Raw genomic sequence first — 20,745 nt, 5'->3', positions numbered from 1 at the left:
ATAAGAGCCGTATGACGGGAGACTGTCACGTACGGTTCTGTGAGAATCTCGGGCTGAGATGCCCGGGTTTACTCGACGACTGGCTAAAAACATCTACTAATTTCTGAGTTAAGGGGGGCGAATTTATAAATTCTTTAAATAACATAATTATGTACTATTGTAATTTACAATGGGGTCTATTACTATCCCTATTTATATCTAACTTCAACTTTCTATGCGGGCAGGGAACTGTAACTGAAGAGGAATTAATAAAAATATGGAAGTATCAAGAAGTTCCAAGTAAGGAGGAGATTCGACAGATTAAAGATGTTGAATTTAGGACTATTAAAAAATATGAACCAGAAAGCGATGGCTATAGATTTCTTCATGGAGTAGCAATTGCTAATTTTGAGAATTCATGGTTTGTTTCATTTGGTCATAATAAAGGGGTAGAGAATACAGCAGGAGAAGTTGCAAATTCTTATCAATCTAAAAACTTGAAATCTTTTGATACCCTCATTCCCGTCGGTAAGCCATTAGAAAATGGAGCTATTAGTCACGGAGTATTTTATTCGGATAAGAATTCCATGTGGTCATTGATGGGTTCCTTTGACGGTGAATTAAACAATGTTCATACACGAGCTTTTAAGTGGAATAAAAGCACAAATACATGGTCTTCCAGGGGTATTATTGCGGAAGATGGATTTTGGCCCCTTCAAGAACCTGTTAAAATGAAAAATGGTAATATTATCATGGCAGGATTTTCTGTTGGAAACGGGAACCCACCAGCAGTTGCTATTTGTAATAATAGTGATATTACGAAAAAATGGTCAGTAATAAAGATCCCAACAGATGCTAATATATGGGGCGAGTCAAGTATAATAGTGGATTCTTCTGATATATTACTAATTGCACGTTCTAGCTTTAATACGCCTAAAGTTGAAAATTATTCACATCCATTGGCGTGGGTATCTTTTAGTCGTGATTTTGGCGAGACCTGGACAAAACTAAAACCAAGTAACATGCCCATGGCTGCCACTAAACCATATGCTGGAATTTTATCCACAGGTCAACGGTATTTAATATCCAGCACTACAAGTAATTCAGGGAATGATAGGCGGCCACTTACAATTGCCATTAGTAGACCAGGTGAAAAGGAATTTTCTAAAATATTCAAGATTAGAGATGCAGTTTTGTTGGGTGAAGAAGTTGAATCACATCCTAAAGTTAAATTAGCTTATCCGTACGCCATTGAACATGATGGATCTTTATATGTCGTGTATTCAAATGATGGTGGAAAGCAAGGACGAAAAGGGGAAGGAAGGCAACTTTTAAATAATAATTCTGCTGAATTAGCCATCATTTCAATAGAAAAATTAAAATAATATATAAATGAACTTACAAAAAACATTTGGTAAGATTTTAGTACCAATGCTTACTCCATTTAGAGAAGATCAATCTCTGGATTTGGAAAAGGCAAGACAATTAGCTAGATATTTAATTTCATCTGGTAATGCTGATTCAATTATTTTATCAGGCACGACTGGTGAATTTTTTTCTATGACATTTAATGAACGACTAAGTTTATTTCAGGCTGTCAAAGAGGATTGCTACAATGAAATTCCCTTGATTGCAGGGACAGGTTGTATTTCAACAATCGAGACAATTAATTTGACGCAATCTGCAGAGGCTATGGGCTTTCAAGCTGCTATGGTAATTGCACCCTATTTTACAAAGCCCACTCAAAAGGAAATATTGAATCATTTTACTAAAGTTGCTGATTCCGTAGGCATTCCTATAATCCTTTATAATATACCGATATTCACAGGGGTTAACATTGATCCCGGGACGTTAGGAAAATTGGCTAAAATTGAAAATATAGTAGCTATAAAAGATGAGGCAGAACTCAACCCAAAGCAAATTACAACTTACCTAAATAGCACACCTGAGGATTTTATTATTTACAATGGAGATGATACCATGATTCTTGAAACTTATGCCCAAGGAGGGAGCTCTCGAATAGGCGGTGTTGTAAGTGGAGCGTCACATTTATTTGGAAATAGAATACGTGAAATGATCAATTTATTTTTGAAAGGGAAAGTAGATACTGCAGCAGAAATGCAGCGCAATTTGTTTCCAGTTCTAAGGGTCATGGGACAAAACTCTAGAATAAACCCTGCTGCTTTGTGGAAGGAGGCGCTACTTCTCAATGATATTGATGCAGGTAGACCCCGGCTACCTTTGTCTGGTGGAAACGAAGAGGAAATTGAAAATGTAAATAGAACCCTTAAAATATTATCAAGTAATGCCAGTGTTGGAGCTTAGTGAGAGTTTAGGCGGTATAATTCCACCTATGGTTGTCCCATTTGATGTGGAAGGTAAATTGGATGAAGAATCTTTTAAAAAAGAGGCCAGATATTTGTTAGACTATGGGATTCAAGGCATCAGTGTAGGTGGGAGTACTGGAGAGGGTGCAATGCTCACTAATTCTGAAATCATTCGGTGCAATGAACTGCTTGTAGAATGTAATGATAAAAGTATTCCTGTCTATGGAGGAATCATCAAAAATGCAACTTCTGATGTTATTGAAGTAGGCAAAGCCCTAAAAACAATAGGAGTAGATGTACTTTTGATAACACCTGTATTTTACCATGGTGCAACCGAAAGAGAGAATTTTGAATTTTTTCGACAGTTGAGCGATGAATTAAGAATGCCAATAATTATCTATAATGTTGTGCAATCTAATTTAATAACCCCAGTTGAGTTTTTGAAAATTTCAAAGTTAGATTGGGTAATAGGAATAAAGCAAGTAGAACCTATAAAGCTAGCAGAATTAGTAAGTTTGTCAGACAACAATTTCAGAGTTTTTGCTGCATGCGATCAATTGTTATTTGGGTGCTATGCATCGGGGGCTTGTGGAATGATTTCTGCTTTAGCCACAGTAATGCCAGAAGCCTGTCTACTACAATGGAATGCTTTTAGAAATGGTGATTATTTAAAAGCTATAAAAATTCAGAAAATATTACTTCCTGTAGTCATGTCATATTTTATTAAACCCTATCCAAGTAAGGTCAAAGCACTTGTCAATTTGCAAGGTAGATCAGGTGGTTTTTCGAGACATCCACTTGGTGTGCCAGATAATGATCTACTAGTAGATATGAAGTTTCAATTAGAAAAGGCTCATTCACGAATTAATGCGCTGAGTCTATAGTTATGCATTTTTTAATGTTATTATTGGGGTTTCTGTTTATTGCGGCAGCAATAGGTAGTCTTTTTTTTAGGAAAATTGAAAGGTTTAGATTTACATTTTTAGCAAGTGCATTTGCTTTATTTGCATTTATTTTTCCATCTTCTTTTATCTCTTGGGGAGACTTTCAACTTAAGTCTTTTATAGGACCCATGGTTCAGATTATTCTTTTGGGAATGGGGACAACTTTAACAATTAAGGACTTAGTTCGGGTTTTTCACAAACCGAAGTTAATATTAATCGGGATTGGATTGCAATATATGATTATGCCCCTGTCCGGTTTTGCCTTTGCGGGAATATTTCAACTGCCTGATGAAATTGCAGTTGGTTTAGTTTTAATCGGTTCTTGCCCGGGAGGAGTAAGTTCCAATGTGATAGCTTATTTGTCAAAAGCAAACGTTGCACTTTCCATTTCTGTAACTGCCGTTTCAACTTTGCTGTCACCTTTTTTAACGCCGATTGCAATGAAATTACTCTCGGGAAGTTTTGTGAATATTGAGTTTAGTGCAATGTTCTTTTCAATCTTGAAGCTGGTTCTACTTCCTTTGATTTTAGGGATAACACTAAATGGGATTTTCCCGAAATTTTCAACCCAAATTAAAAGAGTTTTACCTTCGGTAGCTATGCTTTGCATATGTTTAATAATAGCTATCACTATTGCATTGTCTATTGACGATATATTGGAAATTGGAGTTACTATATTCTTTGCTATCTTATGCCAAAATGCAGGTGGCTATCTACTAGGTTACTATTGTACAAGATTTTTGGGATATAGCAAAATTGAAGCAAGGACAATTTCAATTGAAGTTGGCATTCAAAATGGTGGTATGGCAACGGGTATTGCATTTGAAGTTTTAGAAAGTGTAAGGGCGGCACTCGGTTCTGCTATATATGGGCCGTGGAGCGCATTTGTTGGTTCAATATTAGCTTCTTTTTGGGGAAAAGCCAACAAAACTTGACTAACTTAGAATGTAAATATTTTTATAAAAAAAAATTAAGGAGAGAAAATAATTCCTTTGAACCTTAATTTTATTTCACCGACCAAACCACTCACCATGCAAACTACCCACTTTCTCACAACTCTCTTTATTCTTTCACTATCCATTGTATTGAACGGCCAAAACCCGGAATTATCTCCCCAATCCATCCACTCCCACAACGATTACCAAAAAGAAGAACCGTTTTGGAATGCATTTAACCATAAAGTAGGAATAATTGAGGTTGATTTGTACTATCATGAAGGGAAAGTAGTAGTGGCCCATGATCCGTCCGAACTCGAAAAACCCATATCATTCGAAGAAAAGTACTTGAAACCACTCAAACATTTGATGAAAGAGAATAACAGCTACCCTTACCCGGATACTGCTCTTGACCTGGCTGTTATGTTTGATATCAAAAATGAAAGGAATGCTGTAATGGATTGGATACTGGATGTTTACGAAGAAAATCCGGACGTGTTCGATACCCGAAAGCCTGTAAAAATTGTCATAAGTGGTAATCGCCCGGAACCGGATAGTTGGCTTTATTTACCGGAGAATGTATATATCGACGGACGGTTAACCGATCCGATATATGCTAGTGAGCAAGCATCATTACGCGACAAGGTTTTTATAGTCAGTTCTTCGTACAGAGTGATAGGAAACTGGAATGGTATAGGGGAGTGTCCTCCGAGTGAACAGGAAAAAATAAGAAAAATCGTAGGAAGAGTTCATAGCGCTGGACTAAAGCTTCGTTTTTGGGGAAATCGGGATACTGAGGCTTTTTGGGATTTACTCCTGGAAAACGGAGTGGATATTATCGGGACGGATGATGTGGAAAGATTGGTGAATTATTTGGGAACGTGAAGTTTTCGAGAAAGGTGTTTAGCAAATAATTTTAACGATGCTTTAGTTGAAAGGTTCTTCAATTTAATTAGTATTTATAGTTTATTTCAATTGTATGGGAATAGCATTAACATGTATCATATTGTTGTAAAATTCGAATTAACATTAATTTAAAAAGAGTATATATCTATATCTGCGTACTTTAGACGAACTCAATTAATTAGTAATGTTTAAATATTTAAACTTTTATCAAATTTGGTTTATCGTTATTATTTTAAATACTGGGTGTAGCTATCAAGTTATAGGTCAAGTTCAGAAAGACGACCGGTTAAAAAATATATCAGAAGGTGGTTTTAGTATAGTAGTTATTCCCGATACTCAGGAATATTTTGGAAAAGGGACAAAAAAGGAACCTGACAGTAAAGAGGCGGTGACAAATCCTGTGTTTTTATCCCAAACACAATGGATAGCAAAAAATATTGATCGACAAAATATAGTTTTCGTAAGTCATGTAGGAGATATAGTAGATAAGAACAATGATGATCAGTGGAAAATTGCACGTGAAAATATGGATTTAATTCATGGTCTGGTACCTTATGGGGTAGCAGTTGGAAACCACGATATGACTCTAAAAGGGAATTCATCATTGTTTCAAAAATATTTTCCGGCAAAGAGGTTTGATAAATTTAGTTGGTATGGAGGCTATTTTAATGAAACTATTAGTGATCCTGGTATCTCAGGAAATAATGCTAATAGTTTTCAATTATTTTCTGCCAATGGCATTGATTTTGTAATCCTTCATATTGAGTGTAATGCTCCAAATAATGTTATTGAATGGGCTAATGACGTAATGGATCAATATAAAGACCGATTTGCAATAATCACATCCCATATGGTTTTGGGACCATTAGAAAAACCCTTGGAGCGCAAAGGGTATTATACAGATCCGAAAGGAATAATGAAATGGGTGAAAATTCATGGTGAAAGAGGTAATTCTGCTCAGGAATTGTGGGAAAAGCTTTTTGCAAGGCATAAGAATCTTAAATTAGTTTTTTGTGGAGATCAAAGTCGAACAAATTCCATGTATATAAATCAATATGGTGAAAGTGGTAATCGAGTTGATATACTTTTAAGTGATTATATGGTAAAACCTGGACCTTTGCGATTATATCGGTTTTATCCAAATAAAAGTGAAATTGAAGTAGTTACTTTTAACACTTTAAAGAATAAAATAATGTATAATTCGAAAGTCGTTCCGGATCCAAAAATGCATAATTTTAAATTGTCAGTTGATTTTGAGCCTTTTATGAAAAAGTAAATCCTTTTTTGATCTAAAATGTTATGGGGTGTTAGTGAACGAAAGATGATAAATGCTAATATCTGTCTGGATGGAAATTAGGTTAATAACTTTATCTATAAATAGAACCATATCATATATTTTACACGGAGAAAAAGTTGAATTATACCTCCTAGAGATTAAAGGCTATTGCAAAATCTTACATTGTATTTTGATGAGAGCGAAGGAAATAACATTGTTATATCTGGGCTATTAGGAGGTTTTTAAAGAAGCTCTCATTTAAAATGACTTATCTGGTTTAATCAATTGATAGCTATCTGGAAAAAGAGCTGATATGCATCACATACTTAATTTTTGGTATATACGGATTCGAATGCGCTTGATATATTAATTTCTACAAGTTTTATGACAGACTAATATTGTAAAAGTTACAACTTTCGAAAAATGTTATTCAAAATAAAAATCATCCGAGCGATACTTTGCTTTTGTACGCAATCGTTCTTTTTGTCGTTCCAATACCAATTTGGCTAATCCCCGGGATATGGATTCGTCCTTTTGTCGGTCAATGACTTTCTTAATTTTAGCCTCGCTAATATCCAGGCGATACAAAAGACTAAATAATAAATCGGTATTTTCATCGATCATGGATGATATCCTCCCGGTGAGCATTTCCAATAATTCTTCCTCAGAAATTTCTTTACTCCCTTTTTCAATTTGAAAAGAATTTCGCAAAAGGTCATAGTCCATTGGAATGTTCGATTTGGAGGTAATCTAAAATGTCTTTTACATATTTCCTGTCATTGGATAAGCGTGGAACCTTGACCTGGGCCCCCTGTCGGTTTTTGTATTTAAGCCATCCTTCAAACGTTCCTTTTGGCAAGGATTTTACACTCAATAGTTCCAATGCCAGATTTTTGGCTCTTTTAGCTTCATAATCGGAATTTAACTGTTGCAATTCCCGGTCAAGTTCTATTTCGAATTGTTTGAGATTCTCCGGTTCTTTTTCAAATTCAATTAACCATTCGTGTTGTCCTTTTTGATTGTCATCCAGATAAACGGGAGCTACTGAATAATCTTTAATAAGGCAATTTAATTTTTCACTAACACTGCTTAAAGCCGTATCCGTATTGTGGACCATCACTTCTTCACCAAACGCATTGATAAATTGTTTTGTCCTGCCGACAATCTTGAAGGTATATGGATTCTTACCAGTGAACTGGACGGTATCCCCGATTTTATATCTCCACAACCCGGCATTAGTGGATATCAACAGGGCATAAATCTTCCCAACTTCTACTTCTTTCAGGGAAAGCACGGTAGGATTTTTATGATCAATTTCGTCCTTAGGGATAAATTCGTAGAAGACCCCGTTGTCTGTCAACAATAACAGGTCCTTTTGATCTGGAGAAAGTTGAGTGCCAAAATACCCTTCTGACGCATTATATACCTCCTGGAATATGAAGTCATCACGCGGTATTAGCTTTTGAAATTGAGATTTATAAGGAGCAAAATTTACCCCGCCATGAATATAAATACGGAGTTTGGGCCATACTTCCAACATGTTTTTTGCGCCTGTTTTCTCCATGATCCTACGAAAAAGGACCAAATTCCAGGTAGGGACACCACCGATAGATGCTATATCTTTATCTTTGATAGTTAATTCTGCGGTGAGTTCTAATTTCTTTTCCCAATCGTCCATTATGGCAACCTTTACGTCAGGGGTGTAAAAAGGACGTCCGATCAATGGCATATTCGTAATCATAATGGCCGATACATCTCCATATATAGTTTCGGGATGAGGATTGAAATGAGATAAGGAGCCACCCAGTATTAAGCTTTTTTTCTCAAAAAGTTGTATGTCCGGATTGTTATGATACATAATAGCTATGGTATCCCAGGTTCCTTTCTTATGACAACCATCGAAGTTTTCTTCTGAAACGGGGATAAACTTTGATTTGTCGCTGGTAGTACCGCTTGATTTTGAAAACCATTTTACTTTTCCGGGCCATAAAATATCTTTTTCCCCATACATCATTCGAGATATCCAGGGTTTTAGGTCTTCGTAATCCGACACAGGTACTCTTTGCCGGAAGGTATTATAATTTTTTATATCATTGTAGCGATATTTTCGTCCCCATTCGGTATGTGCTGCAGTATCTATTAGGTATTCAAATAACTCTTGCTGGGTATCCAAAGGATTTTCAAAAGCATTTTTTAATGCATTGTACCTCGATTTTAAAAATAGTTTAAGCGTTTTGTTTATTAAACCTTTCATTTCTGCGTATAGGTGACAATACAATGATAAGAAAAGTTTTCAATTATCAGGGAATATTGGATTGGATGTTACAACGGCCTCAACTGCTTTATTCCAGACAGCCTTAGGAATAAAGGTTACAATGGGAAGTAACTAATTGATTTTCATCTTACGGGCCAGGGTTAGACTCCTGTCGGATATATGTCAGGTTGCGACACGTCCCCCAGATATTGTCCCAATGGAAGCATTTTGTGGTACGACAAAATATTCATCACTCAATTGGGAAGATGGTCTGGAACTGAGGTCTTGTCTTAGATGTGTAATTATCTCGTAGTGAATACTATATAGCTAGTCTGCTAGCGATACCTCAACATCTATTTTGGATCCACGGATATTAGGTTCAAGTTTAAACATCTGTCCGGAAAATGAGTGATCTTTATAGGCTAAAGAAGGACTAAAATCAAATTTTCAATTACTTATGGTATGGGTATTGACAGTCTGGTCAATCTTGTTTGGCTTCAGCAGTTTTCGGTGTTAAAATTTGTTTCAAAAATACAGATGTTTTGCTTTCTTCGACTTCAGATACTTGTTCCGGGGTACCTTCAGCCACAATTCTTCCACCGTGGCGCCCTCCTTCGGGTCCTATATCAATGATATGGTCTGCAGTTTTGATAACATCCAAATTGTGCTCAATAATTATGAAAGTATTCCCCTTGCTTACCAGTTTCTGAACGACCTGTAACAACCGTGCGATATCTTCGAAATGAAGGCCTGTTGTCGGTTCATCAAGAATATAAAGGGTTTTTCCGGTATCCCTTTTTGACAATTCTTCAGCTAATTTTACGCGTTGCGCTTCTCCCCCTGAAAGGGATGTTGCAGATTGGCCCAGGGAAATATAACCCAGACCAACATCCTGAATTGTTTTTAATTTACGAAAGACTTTTGGGACTGGTTCAAAAAAATCAACAGCATCGTCTACAGTCATTTTGAGAACATCACTAATGGTTTTCCCCTTATATTGAATTTCCAGTGTCTCGCGGTTGAATCTGTTCCCAAAGCAAGTAGGGCATTCAACATATACATTGGGAATAAAATTCATTTCAATTTCTTTCATTCCTGCGCCTTTGCAATCTTCACATCTTCCGCCTTTTACATTGAAAGAAAAGCGGCCAATTTTATAGCCACGGATTTTTGCTTCCGGTACTTCGGCAAATAATTTTCGAATATCCGTAAACACTTTTGTGTATGTAGCAGGGTTGGATCTTGGCGTTCGTCCTATTGGTGATTGATCAATATCAACAACTTTGTCAATGTGGTCGATTCCGGAAATGCTTTTGTAGGGAAGCGGGTCTTTTAGACTATTATAAAAATGTTTTCGAAGAATAGGGTAAAGGGTTTCATTGATTAAGCTCGATTTCCCACTACCAGAAACCCCGGTTACACAAGTAAGGGTATTGAGAGGGATTTTTACGTTGACTTCTTTTAGGTTGTGGCCGGTTGCACCTTCTATTTCGAGATATAAACCATTTCCTTTTCTCCTTTCTTTCGGAATGGAAATTTCCACCTCTCCAGCCAGGTATTTTCCTGTCAGGCTTTTATGTGATAATCTCACTTCTTCCGGGCTACCTTCCGCTACGATTTCGCCACCCAGTTTACCTGCACCGGGACCAATATCTATCAGATAGTCCGAAGCCATCATAATGTCTTCATCATGTTCTACCACCAACACGGTGTTGTCGGATTTGGTTAAGTTTTTTAGAGCTTTGATCAGTCGGTGATTATCCCGTTGATGAAGTCCTATGGAGGGTTCGTCCATAATATAGGTTATTCCGCTTAATTGGGAGCCTATTTGATTGGCCAGCCGCGTCCGCTGTGATTCCCCTCCAGACAAGGATCTTGCAGGCCTGTTAAGCGATAAGTAATCCAGCCCGACATCTAATAGAAAATGGAGTCGAGTATTGATCTCTTTTAATACTTCGGTCCCGATTAACTTTTGTTTCTCATTGAGTTGCTCTGGCAACCTCTTTAACCACAGTGAAAGTTCATCGAGGTCGAGCGTAGCTACTTCGCCAATGTGGTTCTCAGCAATTTTGAAATGTAATGATTCCTTTTTTAGCCGGTACCCTCCACAATCACTGCAAGTATTTAATGTCATGAATTCTTCTGCCCACTTACGGATTTTCTCAGAAGAAGTATCATCGTACCATCTCTCTAACATTTTTATTATTCCTTCGGCTGCCAGTGAATAATCAGAGTAATTGTTGGTGAGTCCCAATTCCAAATCATCTCCTCCACCATGCAGGATAATTTCCATAGCTTTCTCAGGTATTTCCCTGACGGGAGTACCAAGTGTGAACTTATATTTTTTGGCTATGGCCTTTAATTGTTCAAATGTCCGGTTTTCCCTGCGTTCCCCGAAAGGGGCTATTCCCCCTTTACTTATAGATATAGAATCATCCGGGATGACTTTTGAGATGTCTACTTCATTTAAATAGCCCAGTCCATTACACCTGGGACATGCTCCATAAGGGGAATTAAAGGAAAATGTATTGGGAGAAGGGTCTTCGTAAGAAATTCCGCCTTCCATATCCATCAGGTCTTTGCTAAACCTATTGATGGTATCGGATTCTATATCATGAATAAAAATCAGGCCTTCGCCCATTCGAAGAGCAGAAGCAATAGAATTTTCCAACCGATCCCTTCGTTCCTCGATAACCTTGATTCGGTCAATTACCACTTCTATATCGTGTATCTTATACCGTTCTACTTTTAATCCCTTTTTGAGCTCCTGTATTTCACCATCTATACGTACTTTGGTAAAACCTTGTTTACGGATTTGGTCAAACAATTCGCGGTAGTGACCTTTTCGGCCTCTTACTACAGGAGCTAAAATAACGATTTTTCTGTTGATGTGTTCTTCGTACATCTGGTCGATTATTTCATTCTCCGTGAACTTTTTCATTTTTTTCCCGGACTTCCAGGAGTATGCTTCACCAATTCGGGCAAAAAGGAGGCGAAAAAGATCGTAAAGTTCCGTTATAGTACCCACAGTAGACCTGGGGTTCCAACCACTTGTTTTTTGTTCAATCGAAATAACCGGACTCAAACCCGTGATTTGGTCAACGTCCGGCCGTTCCATTTTCCCAATGAATTGCCGGGCATAAATACCAAAGGTTTCCATATAGCGGCGTTGTCCTTCAGCATATATGGTATCGAAAGCCAGGGATGATTTGCCACTGCCACTAATTCCGGTAATAACTACGAATTTATTACGAGGAATATTGACATCGAGGTTCTTCAGGTTGTTTTCCCTGGCACCAGTGACTTTTATAAATTCCTGTTCTTTCAATGTACTGAGTTTGAGTTCAATAATAATCTGGGTTTGAGGAATAGTTATAGGTTCAGATGGAGAGGAAAGTGAATGTGCAAGGCGGATTCCTGCAGCTTTATCGGAATAAAGCAAGGGAGACAACGCCGTATATGCGCCGGTCCTCTTCAAGCTTTTTACCTCATCCCGAAATCATTCGGAATTTGTTGGCCAATTGAAAACAGCGATCTTCTTCCAATAATGGGCTCTAAATAGTCCACTATATAATCACCCTGGATAGACGGAACTTACTATTCTCAAGCGGTCTGAAACCTAAATATTCAACGAACTCAGGTAAAAACTACAAAAGTAAGGGATTTGGTCTGTATATTGTAAAGACATTTTAGATTTTATTGTGGAAGGCTGTAAGCTCTAAGTGGTTCGCGGTATTGATGTAGTTTGAATCCTATGGTCCATACCCTTTTAGGCACAAAACCAGGAAGGAAATTCTTTATTAAAAGAAGCAAAACAATAATGAATTTAGTGATCAAGTATACAATCAATATCCTTATTCATATATACTATATTTTCGTGCTCAGCTAAACTTTAAGTGCTTATAACTTCAAACTTTAGGCACTCAAATTAACTTTGTACTTTAGGCACTTTCCTACTTACAATAAATAACCCGATAATGGTCAGGGCTCCGTTTACCAGGAGAAGTTCAAATCCAAACTGGTATCCGTTTAACCATTTTTCGGAATTGAGATTTAAAATAAAACTCAGAACAGGAGCCAAAACACAAATGACAGGTGCCCATTTGTCTACAATGGTCCTTTTGCTGTAAAATCCAAAAGCAAAAAGGCCTAAAAGCGGTCCATATGTATATCCCGCTACTTTGAACAATGACGAAATAACGGCTTCGTCATTAATCCACCAGAAAATTTGAATAGCAATAAACAGTAATATTGAAAAAGATACATGTACAATTTTTCGTGTTTGTTCTTTCTTCTTGTCTGTAGCCTCACTTTTTTCAAAATTCAGAAAGTCAATGCAAAATGAAGTAGTCAGGGAGGTAAGGGCAGAATCTGCAGAACTATAGGCCGCTGCTATTAGTCCTATTAAAAATAAAACACCCACTGCCGGACCCAGATGTTCCATGGCAATGGTAGGGAATAAAAGATCTGTAGAAGGAACAGCTTCATCCCCTACGATTCGATTGGGTATTCCAATGCCATTGGCTTCTGCATACATATACAACAATGCACCCATAATGAGGAATAATAATATGACAAAAAAGAGGACTATGTTGAAAGTATTCATATTCTTTTGGGCATCACCGATACTTCTTATGCTAAGGTTTTTTTGCATCATATCCTGGTCCAGACCAGTCATGACTATGGTAATGAACATTCCAGAAAGAAATTGTTTCCAGAAGTTATTTGGGTCGGACCAGCCCCCATCAAAGAAGAAAATTTGAGAGTTTTCACTTGTGGAAACTGCTGTAACCATATCCCTTATTCCCCAATCAAAAAATCCCATGATTGATATTATGGTTGCAATGAGGACCAAAATGATACTTAGGGTTTGTATGGTGTCGGTCCATATAATGGTTTTTATCCCTCCCTTTGAAGTATATACCCATATTAATATAATGGTTAATGCAACTGTTATCCAAAAAGGTACGCCAAGAGGTGTCATTAAATACTGTTGCAGTACAATGGCTACTAAAAACAACCTGAAAGACGCACCAATTACCCTTGATAAAAGGAAGTACGCGGCTCCGGTTTTGTAACTACTTACACCAAAACGCTGATCCAGATATCCATATATTGAGGTAAGACCCAGCTTATAATAGGTAGGCATCAGAACGTATGCTATTACCAAATAGCCAAAAATGTATCCTATGGCCATTTGGAGGTAGGAAAATTGGGAATCCCCCACCCATCCAGGCACACTGATAAAGGTAACGCCTGATAAAGTAGCCCCAATCATTCCAAAAGCTACAACATACCAGGGGGATTCTCTGTTACCTATAAAAAAGTCCTCATTTCCAGAATTTCTGGATGTGATTCGGGAAATTATAATGAGTACGGAGAAATAAACTCCTACTACAGCTAATACGACCCAGGGTGAAATCATGTGAGTTGATCTTTTTTGAAGTAGTTTAAACATTTGCTAGTAAGCTACTTCCGTGAGTAATAACATATTTGCGAATATAATATCAATGTTTTAAAAAGAATTGCAAAAAATTTTGTAAATTGTATGAACCTTAATTAGAGACGCATGGATCGGTTTTTAAAATATTTGTGTTGCCTTTTTCTATTAGGATTTAGTTTGGAAGCTACTTCCCAGGCAATACGTTGGCCGAAACCGGAACAACCATCCAAGCAGGAAATTTTCACTAAAACCCGTCAGGTCAATCTAAAACTTTCCCCAGTTGGATTTCAATTGGGATATAGTTTTGGTACCATACCTAATTTCTATACCAATGATTACTTCCAATTTGAAATTGGTCAAATTCGACATCCCAAAGAATTAAGCAGTGGAATTCAGGCTTTGAAATCTAGTATAAGTCGCGGATTTTATAAAAACTATTCCTACGGGAAACAAAATTCATTTTATACCCTACGAGCTTCAAAGGGCAAAAGAGTTTATTTAAGTGAAAAGGGTCCTGTGAAAAGCGTCCAGGTAGGATATACTTATCGATATGGAATTTCTGCGGGATTGCTTAAGCCTTATTATATCCAGGTAGTAGAAGAGACGGATGGATTTTTTGGGAGGGATTTCGAACACATCAAATATACCGAAGAGAACCGGGAAAAATTCCTCAACGACGAAGATATTTTTGGTAAATCCCCTTTTCGTTATGGTCTGGGTGAAATGCAATTTACACCTGGAATCCACGCCCAGGGTGGGTTGGTTTTTGATTGGGGCCAGGACCCCAGAACTATCCTTTCTACGGAAGTTGGTTTAATGCTGGATTTTTATTTTTCGTCCATACCTCTAATGGTAGACCAATCTGATAAACCTTTCTTCCTGAATTTTTATGTGGCCTTGCAATTTGGGCGAAGGCAGTAAGATCAAAATGGCATACCGTCTTTACAACAAGTATTTCTATAGAGAATCGGAAATTTAGATTTTTTACAATTGGTTTTTAGTGTTCTTCAATGATGCTTTTTTAAACTTATTCATCAATCCCATTGTTATTCCCTGGCAAGAATTCGTATATTTAAAGGAAAGCTTGTAAAATTGTAGACGCATTCGGTCTGCATGAACAATTGAATGATCAAAAAAAATGTTTCTATGATTGATCTACCTGTAGTTGAGAAAAGGAAAAAACGTCCCGATTGGTTGAGAGTTAAGTTACCAATCGGTGAAAACTATAAAAAAGTCCGGAATTTAGTTGATAAGTATCAATTGCACACTATTTGCCAAAGTGGTAATTGTCCCAATATGGGAGAGTGTTGGGGAGCAGGTACTGCTACTTTTATGATATTGGGTAACGTATGTACCCGATCATGTTCGTTTTGTGCGGTCAAGACCGGAAGGCCTCCGGAATATGATGAAGGTGAGCCGGAAAGGGTCGCGGAGGCCATTGCCTTAATGCAGGTAAAACACGCAGTACTCACTTCAGTGAACCGGGACGAATTGAAGGACCGGGGTGCCGAGATCTGGTATCAAACTGTCCGTGCAGTAAAAGAGAAAAGCCCGGAGACCACTATAGAGACGCTGATTCCCGATGTACGTTCTACATGGTCGGCCCTGGAGCGAATGATCAGTGCTGGGCAGGAAGTGGTATCGCATAATATGGAGACGGTGGAGCGATTGTACAGATTGGTTCGACCACAAGCCAAATACCAGAGGAGCCTTGACCAGATTCAAAGAACGAAAGATTACGGTAAGCGCACTAAATCAGGAATTATGGTGGGACTTGGCGAGACCCGGGACGAAGTATTACAAATCATGGAAGACCTGGTCGCTCACGGTTGTGATGTAATGACTATCGGACAATACCTTCAACCAACTAAAATGCATATGGAAGTGGCAGAATTCATCCATCCTGATACTTTTGAATTTTATAAGGAAGAAGGGTATAAAATGGGATTTGACTTTGTGGAAAGTGCTCCGTTGGTGAGATCTTCATATCATGCGGAAAGGCATATTTGAAATTTCTAAGTTCCCAGAATTTTTATCATTCATAAAGGAATTGATTTCGTTTTCTTAATGAGGCAATAATTCTAAGATGACCTTTGTCTTTACATCCCCTACCTTAATTTCAAAAAAATTGAGGGTGACATCATAGAGTGTAATTAGAACGTTAAAGTCTAAATCTTGAGCTATAATTATGTACCCTTTTGTCTGGCAAACTCCCAATTTTGCTTATCGGAAGCATTTATCAAGTCTTCTTTTGTGATTGAAGTAGTACCTGTAATAATTTTAAAATCCTATGTGAGATATTTTGCCATGTCTTTTTTTAAAAGTATGCAATAAGATATTCACTAATTTTTCTATAATAGAATACAGATTCGAACCGGTTTTTATTAAGCGATAAAGGACCAAACAACTTCCCCTTTTTTTGTTGAAATAACAGCTACCTTGCCAACACCTTCCAAGCTAATATCTTCTTCATTTATTACAATCGGTTTTTTATGGAGCGACCAGGATATATAATCTGTTCCCAGTCCTGTTTCTACTTTTAATAAAGATTGTTCCTTTATATACTCCAGGCTTTTTACAATAGGGTTTTGAGAAATTTGTCCTTCGAATAATGAAATAAATGTTTTTATCCCTTGCCCACTGGTTCTGCGAACTATATAGGGTATAGTTCTCCCAATGTCGGAATCTTCCCAATCCCTTTGTCCCCATCCTTCCCCGATAAACATCTTTTCCTTAGTATGTGGTACGATCCATGCCTGACAATTCATGTTTTTATTTTGCCAATTTAACCTTATAACCTGGTCTGTAGGTAAAGACTTTATATTCTTGAAATCATATAGTTGATCTGTAGTGGGATTTAAAGAAGGGCCAGATGTTGTCCAATTTAGATCATTTATGTGAAATACATAATCTTGAATTTGACCTCCTTCTACATCAAAAACATCAATTAAATAATTTTGGCCATTTCCGTGGTCAATAATTACTGATTTTCGGTTGTAGGTTTTTATTTGATCGTAAGCAGCAGAGTTGGCTTCAGCAAACCGTACATTTTTGGAGGTTTGAAATATTGATATTTCCCCTTTCCTTCCTTTTCCAATCTGTTCCTTTTCGTCAATCAAAACGGTATTGTGAGCTAAAGTCCGTATATTATTTGGTTTTAAAGGGTGATCCCATAAATATCCCAGGTCTGAAAGTATTTCTACACCGTTCTTCCAGTAGGAGATATTCAAAGAATCTTTTTCATGGTGAATTCCCCAATGGCTCGCACTTAGTAAAACCAAACTTTCCCTGCCATGAGTGCCGGTGCGTAAATGAGCTATTCGGAGGTCAGGTGGATTCCAGCTTTCAAACTTTAATTCGGGGGTTGATTTATTATTGATTTCCGGCTTTCTGTAATAGAGCGGGAAAGATGATGGACTTTGGGGTTTTGCGAGATCATAGGGAAGCTCCAGCGAAATCATCTGAAGTTCTGCTTCGCCGTCTTGGTAATATTCTTCCGGGACCGGGCCGCTCGGTTTTGATAAATCATTCCCGCAAATTTCTTTTAGAAGTGCCAGGTATTCCGGATGATTGGGGTAATTAGCTGCCATTAATTCTACATATGAAGAATCTAATTTCAATCCAGGAAAGGAGTCAGCGTATGAAGGATAAGATAAATCTCCTTGCAATCCCATATAAAAAGCTTGCCAAATTTTACCAAATTGGGGATCTTTATATACGTTTAAATGGTCAATCCTACTGCCATTCTTATCTGTAAATCCTTTTGGGTCACTGTAATTTCGGGTCGCCTGGACAAGATCCCAAATACCGCCTAACGTCATTAACCCATAAAAGGGGGATTCACTGGTAGCGCCATCTGATAAAAACCACTCATATACGGTTTTTTCAAACCCTTCTAACCCAAATCGGACTAATTCCGGATGTCCCACACAGATGCCAACCAGGGCCACAGCGGTCCTATTACTTACAGATTTATTATTGATTTTTTTATCACATACCAGGAGTACTGTGCTTTCCAGTAGTAGATCCTTTTCGATTTTTGTTTTGTCTTGTGAATAATAAACGAGTCGATTATCCTCGGTCCTCGCTTCACAGGTAAAATCATAAGCCTCAACAACTTTACGGATAAAATCTGATTCCAAACCTACCCCACTCGCTCTTCCGGCACTCCAGAATCCCGTCCATAGTTTGTAATCTGGATGGTTTGGTGGAGGGGTGATTTCCGGTTGTGGTAGTTCATTGATATGGAGTGCTGCTTCTTTGGGATCCATATCTGCATATTCTCCATAACCTACATGAACTAACCAATTAGGATAACAAGAAGCCAATCTCAATAGTAATTCTTTAGTTTTTTGTGCATATCGGTCTTCTTTGGTAAGTAAATAGGCTTCGGCTAATGTTCGAGAAGCGTCAGCAGCCCACTGGACTTTACGTGACCTTATATTGGCAGTGAAGCTGGGTAACCCTTGTTTAAAGCCAAAAATGGTAAATGTCTCACCACCGTAATAAGTTATTGTTTGGGGCTTTCCCCAGGAAGTTTTTAATACTTTATCTTCCGGATAATCCGTATGGGGGAATACCTCAGAACAAACTTTACATTTTAACTGATCAGGGGCCAAAATATTCCATTGCCAACTACCATGTGGATGAACAGGATTCCCTTTTTCTCTGCATGAAGGGCAGGGAGTCCACAAGGGATCACCCGGGGTTGTTTCTTCTATAAGCAGTTCCAGGTCATAGTTTTCAAGTACTTTTAAATGATGGTTTGCTTTTCTTACTATATTGTTTAAGTAGTTTTTCGCCCAGGTATGATTTTTTATATTCTCCAGGGCATTGTTAAGATCGATTTCTTTGATTGAAAGGGCAGGATGGTTTATTTCATCCCGAAATTCTTCCCAAAGTGACCAGTCATGGAGAGGTTCTGTGAAATTAGCATTTTCCTTGTGAGAAGTCAAAAAAGGCCATGGAGGGCTAATTACCATTCCACCCATTATTTTTAAAGCATTTACAATAAATCTTCTTCTATTGTATTCGGTAGGTAACCACTGATATTTTTTCATACAACTCTCTTTGAATTGGTAATATAAGGATTTATTCAATGGTTTAGGTACTGGCAATGAGAATCCGCAGCTAAAGACCCTTCAATATCAAATTCAATATTTTATTCTTGGATCTATTAATAGCACTGAATCTCAAGTTTGGATCGAGAAGTTGAATCTACTGCGTTCTTTTCTTTTATCCCGATATAGCATTAGGACGCTTCCTTGTATATTCTTCTTCCGTATAACTATCCGTCGAGCTCAGGTTAGTTATACAATCCTGTATTTCCTTTTTCCAACTTTCTCATCAAGGAGTTGACTATGTCAGAATTATCTTCAGCAATGTTTTGGGTTTCAAAGGGATCAGTCTTATAGTCATATAATTCCGTGTCGGGATGTTCGTCCCTGAAATACTTTGTCAACCGATAGCGCGGGGTCCGCATTGTAATACCTTTCCGGAAGTAACTAAAAGCGGTACTATCGGAGTTGGCATTAGGATCTCGTAGAATATTTTCAAATGATTTACCTTCCAGATAATCTGGTATTTCCTGGTTGGTAAGGTCCATTAAAGTGGGGTAGATATCAACCGTTTCGACTATAGCATTTGAAGGGGTTCCCGGGGCAGTGATACCCGGGGTTTTAACTATGAGTGCACTACGCAGTGCATATTCGGATAATGTATGTTTTCCCCATACCCTGTGGTCTCCAAGATGCCATCCATGGTCACCCCACAAGACGATAACTGTATTATCTGCCAGGCCATTTTTCTCCAAAGCTTCTATTACTTTACCTACTTGGGCATCTACGTAACTGGTGGCAGCAAAATACGCATGCCTCACTTTGCGGGCGTAGGAATCACTCAATTCGTGACTCAATCCCGCTTTTTCTTCTCCTTGTCTATATCCATTGAACTCACCGCTTTCCTGAAGGCTGGCTTTGTGGGTGTTCTTTGGTATTTCGTGAGAGTTTGTCAATGGTAAATTTTCTTCATCATATAAATTCCAGTATTCTTGTGGAGATGTAAAGGGAAGGTGGGGCTTGAAAAATCCCACAGCCATAAAGAATGGTTCTGCTTTTTCTTTTAGTTCTCGTAATTTTTCTACTGCCACTTCTGCCGTCAATCCGTCAGGATAGTTATTATCACCATTAGGTCCTGATTCGTAAGGTTTTACCTGCCGATCCAGGCTTTTGTGGATTTCACCACCGGCGTAGGCAAAAAAATGCATTCCACCCTGTTTTCCATTTTCCGGCGTTGAAATGAAATGCATCCCAGTTGTGGGTTAATTCCCTGACATCGGATAGAGGATCCGTATAGCCGTATACAAAACCGTCAGCGGAATGATTGATTTTCCCCATGCCGACCGTAAAATACTCGTTTCTGCGGAAAGATTCCGCCATTGATTCGGGTCTTTCCCCTTTTGGCTTCCCGGCTGTGGCATTGTAAAAGATATTGTTGTTGTTGAGTCATCAGTACTTGTAGGGTATTGACCTGTCAATAAAGAATACCGCTATGGCCCGAAGGAAGGAACCGTAATATAGTGGTTCGTAAACAACCTTTCTGCCCTGGCTAGTTGATCCATGTGCGGCGTCACCATATAATCCTCTCCATAGGCCCCGAGTTGGGGCCTGAGATCATATACGG

Annotated in this window: 15 protein-coding genes; 8 read left to right on the top strand and 7 right to left on the bottom strand. The window is 38.1% G+C overall.

Translation table 11 applies throughout. The annotated features are described in order from the left end of the window. The first annotated feature begins 149 nt into the window (after positions 1-149). The 6 genes from LVD47_RS18550 (at position 150) to LVD47_RS18525 (ending at position 6,367) form a co-directional block, all read left to right on the top strand. The gene (locus tag LVD47_RS18550; protein WP_236979577.1) at positions 150-1,364 is read left to right on the top strand and encodes an exo-alpha-sialidase; all 1,215 of its coding nucleotides are present in this window, start codon (positions 150-152) and stop codon (positions 1,362-1,364) included. Positions 1,365-1,371: 7 nt separating this feature from the next. After that, entirely contained in the window at positions 1,372-2,304 is a 933-nt protein-coding gene (gene dapA / locus LVD47_RS18545; protein WP_236979576.1) for a 4-hydroxy-tetrahydrodipicolinate synthase, read from the top strand. Further along, positions 2,285-3,190, top strand: a complete 906-nt coding sequence (locus LVD47_RS18540; RefSeq protein WP_236979575.1) for a dihydrodipicolinate synthase family protein — start codon at positions 2,285-2,287, stop codon at positions 3,188-3,190. The genes dapA and LVD47_RS18540 overlap by 20 nt, the downstream gene beginning before the upstream one ends. A gap of 2 nt (positions 3,191-3,192) precedes the next feature. Beyond that, positions 3,193-4,185 (top strand): bile acid:sodium symporter family protein, encoded by a 993-nt coding sequence (locus tag LVD47_RS18535; RefSeq protein WP_236979574.1) that lies wholly within the window; start codon positions 3,193-3,195, stop codon positions 4,183-4,185. 57 nt (positions 4,186-4,242) lie between these two features. After that, on the top strand, positions 4,243-5,070 hold the full coding sequence (locus LVD47_RS18530; RefSeq protein WP_236979572.1) for a PI-PLC domain-containing protein: 828 nt from the start codon (positions 4,243-4,245) through the stop codon (positions 5,068-5,070). Positions 5,071-5,275: 205 nt separating this feature from the next. Further along, positions 5,276-6,367: a metallophosphoesterase gene (locus LVD47_RS18525; protein ID WP_236979570.1), complete on the top strand. Its 1,092-nt coding sequence runs from the start codon at positions 5,276-5,278 to the stop codon at positions 6,365-6,367. Positions 6,368-6,793: 426 nt separating this feature from the next. Here LVD47_RS18525 and LVD47_RS18520 read toward each other — a convergent pair whose 3' ends face one another. From LVD47_RS18520 to LVD47_RS18505, 4 genes are all read right to left on the bottom strand, one after another. Further along, positions 6,794-7,093 (bottom strand): hypothetical protein, encoded by a 300-nt coding sequence (locus LVD47_RS18520; protein ID WP_236979569.1) that lies wholly within the window; start codon positions 7,091-7,093, stop codon positions 6,794-6,796. After that, complete coding sequence (locus tag LVD47_RS18515) at positions 7,083-8,621, bottom strand: GH3 auxin-responsive promoter family protein (RefSeq protein ID WP_236979568.1); 1,539 nt, start codon at positions 8,619-8,621, stop codon at positions 7,083-7,085. The genes LVD47_RS18520 and LVD47_RS18515 overlap by 11 nt, the downstream gene beginning before the upstream one ends. Before the next feature lie 481 nt (positions 8,622-9,102). After that, the gene (gene uvrA / locus LVD47_RS18510; RefSeq protein ID WP_369427824.1) at positions 9,103-11,970 is read right to left on the bottom strand and encodes an excinuclease ABC subunit UvrA; all 2,868 of its coding nucleotides are present in this window, start codon (positions 11,968-11,970) and stop codon (positions 9,103-9,105) included. Between the two features lie 579 nt (positions 11,971-12,549). Further along, positions 12,550-14,046, bottom strand: coding sequence for a sodium:solute symporter (locus tag LVD47_RS18505; RefSeq protein WP_236979566.1), 1,497 nt, complete (start codon positions 14,044-14,046; stop codon positions 12,550-12,552). A gap of 144 nt (positions 14,047-14,190) precedes the next feature. On the opposite strand from LVD47_RS18505, the gene LVD47_RS18500 reads away from it, so the two are divergent. After that, positions 14,191-14,985 carry a hypothetical protein gene (locus LVD47_RS18500; protein WP_236979565.1) on the top strand — a complete coding sequence of 265 codons (795 nt, stop codon included), beginning with the start codon at positions 14,191-14,193 and terminating at the stop codon, positions 14,983-14,985. Positions 14,986-15,210: 225 nt separating this feature from the next. Further along, positions 15,211-16,074 carry a lipoyl synthase gene (lipA, locus tag LVD47_RS18495; RefSeq protein WP_236979563.1) on the top strand — a complete coding sequence of 288 codons (864 nt, stop codon included), beginning with the start codon at positions 15,211-15,213 and terminating at the stop codon, positions 16,072-16,074. A 374-nt stretch (positions 16,075-16,448) separates the two neighbouring features. On the opposite strand, the gene LVD47_RS18490 is transcribed toward lipA, so the two are convergent. The 3 genes from LVD47_RS18490 to LVD47_RS18480 all read right to left on the bottom strand — a co-directional run bounded on the left by LVD47_RS18490 (position 16,449) and on the right by LVD47_RS18480 (position 20,501). Further along, positions 16,449-19,124, bottom strand: coding sequence for a heparinase II/III family protein (locus tag LVD47_RS18490; RefSeq protein WP_236979561.1), 2,676 nt, complete (start codon positions 19,122-19,124; stop codon positions 16,449-16,451). 245 nt (positions 19,125-19,369) lie between these two features. After that, positions 19,370-20,329, bottom strand: coding sequence for a sulfatase-like hydrolase/transferase (locus LVD47_RS18485; RefSeq protein WP_236979559.1), 960 nt, complete (start codon positions 20,327-20,329; stop codon positions 19,370-19,372). Next, positions 20,301-20,501 (bottom strand): hypothetical protein, encoded by a 201-nt coding sequence (locus tag LVD47_RS18480; protein WP_236979556.1) that lies wholly within the window; start codon positions 20,499-20,501, stop codon positions 20,301-20,303. The genes LVD47_RS18485 and LVD47_RS18480 overlap by 29 nt, the downstream gene beginning before the upstream one ends. Positions 20,502-20,745 lie beyond the last annotated feature (244 nt).

Source organism: Membranihabitans maritimus (assembly GCF_021729145.1).
In the GTDB taxonomy this organism is placed as follows: Bacteria; Bacteroidota; Bacteroidia; order Chitinophagales; family Saprospiraceae; genus Membranihabitans; species Membranihabitans maritimus.
Note: the sequence above shows the minus strand (reverse complement) of the source record. Positions and strands in the feature narration are given on the sequence as shown.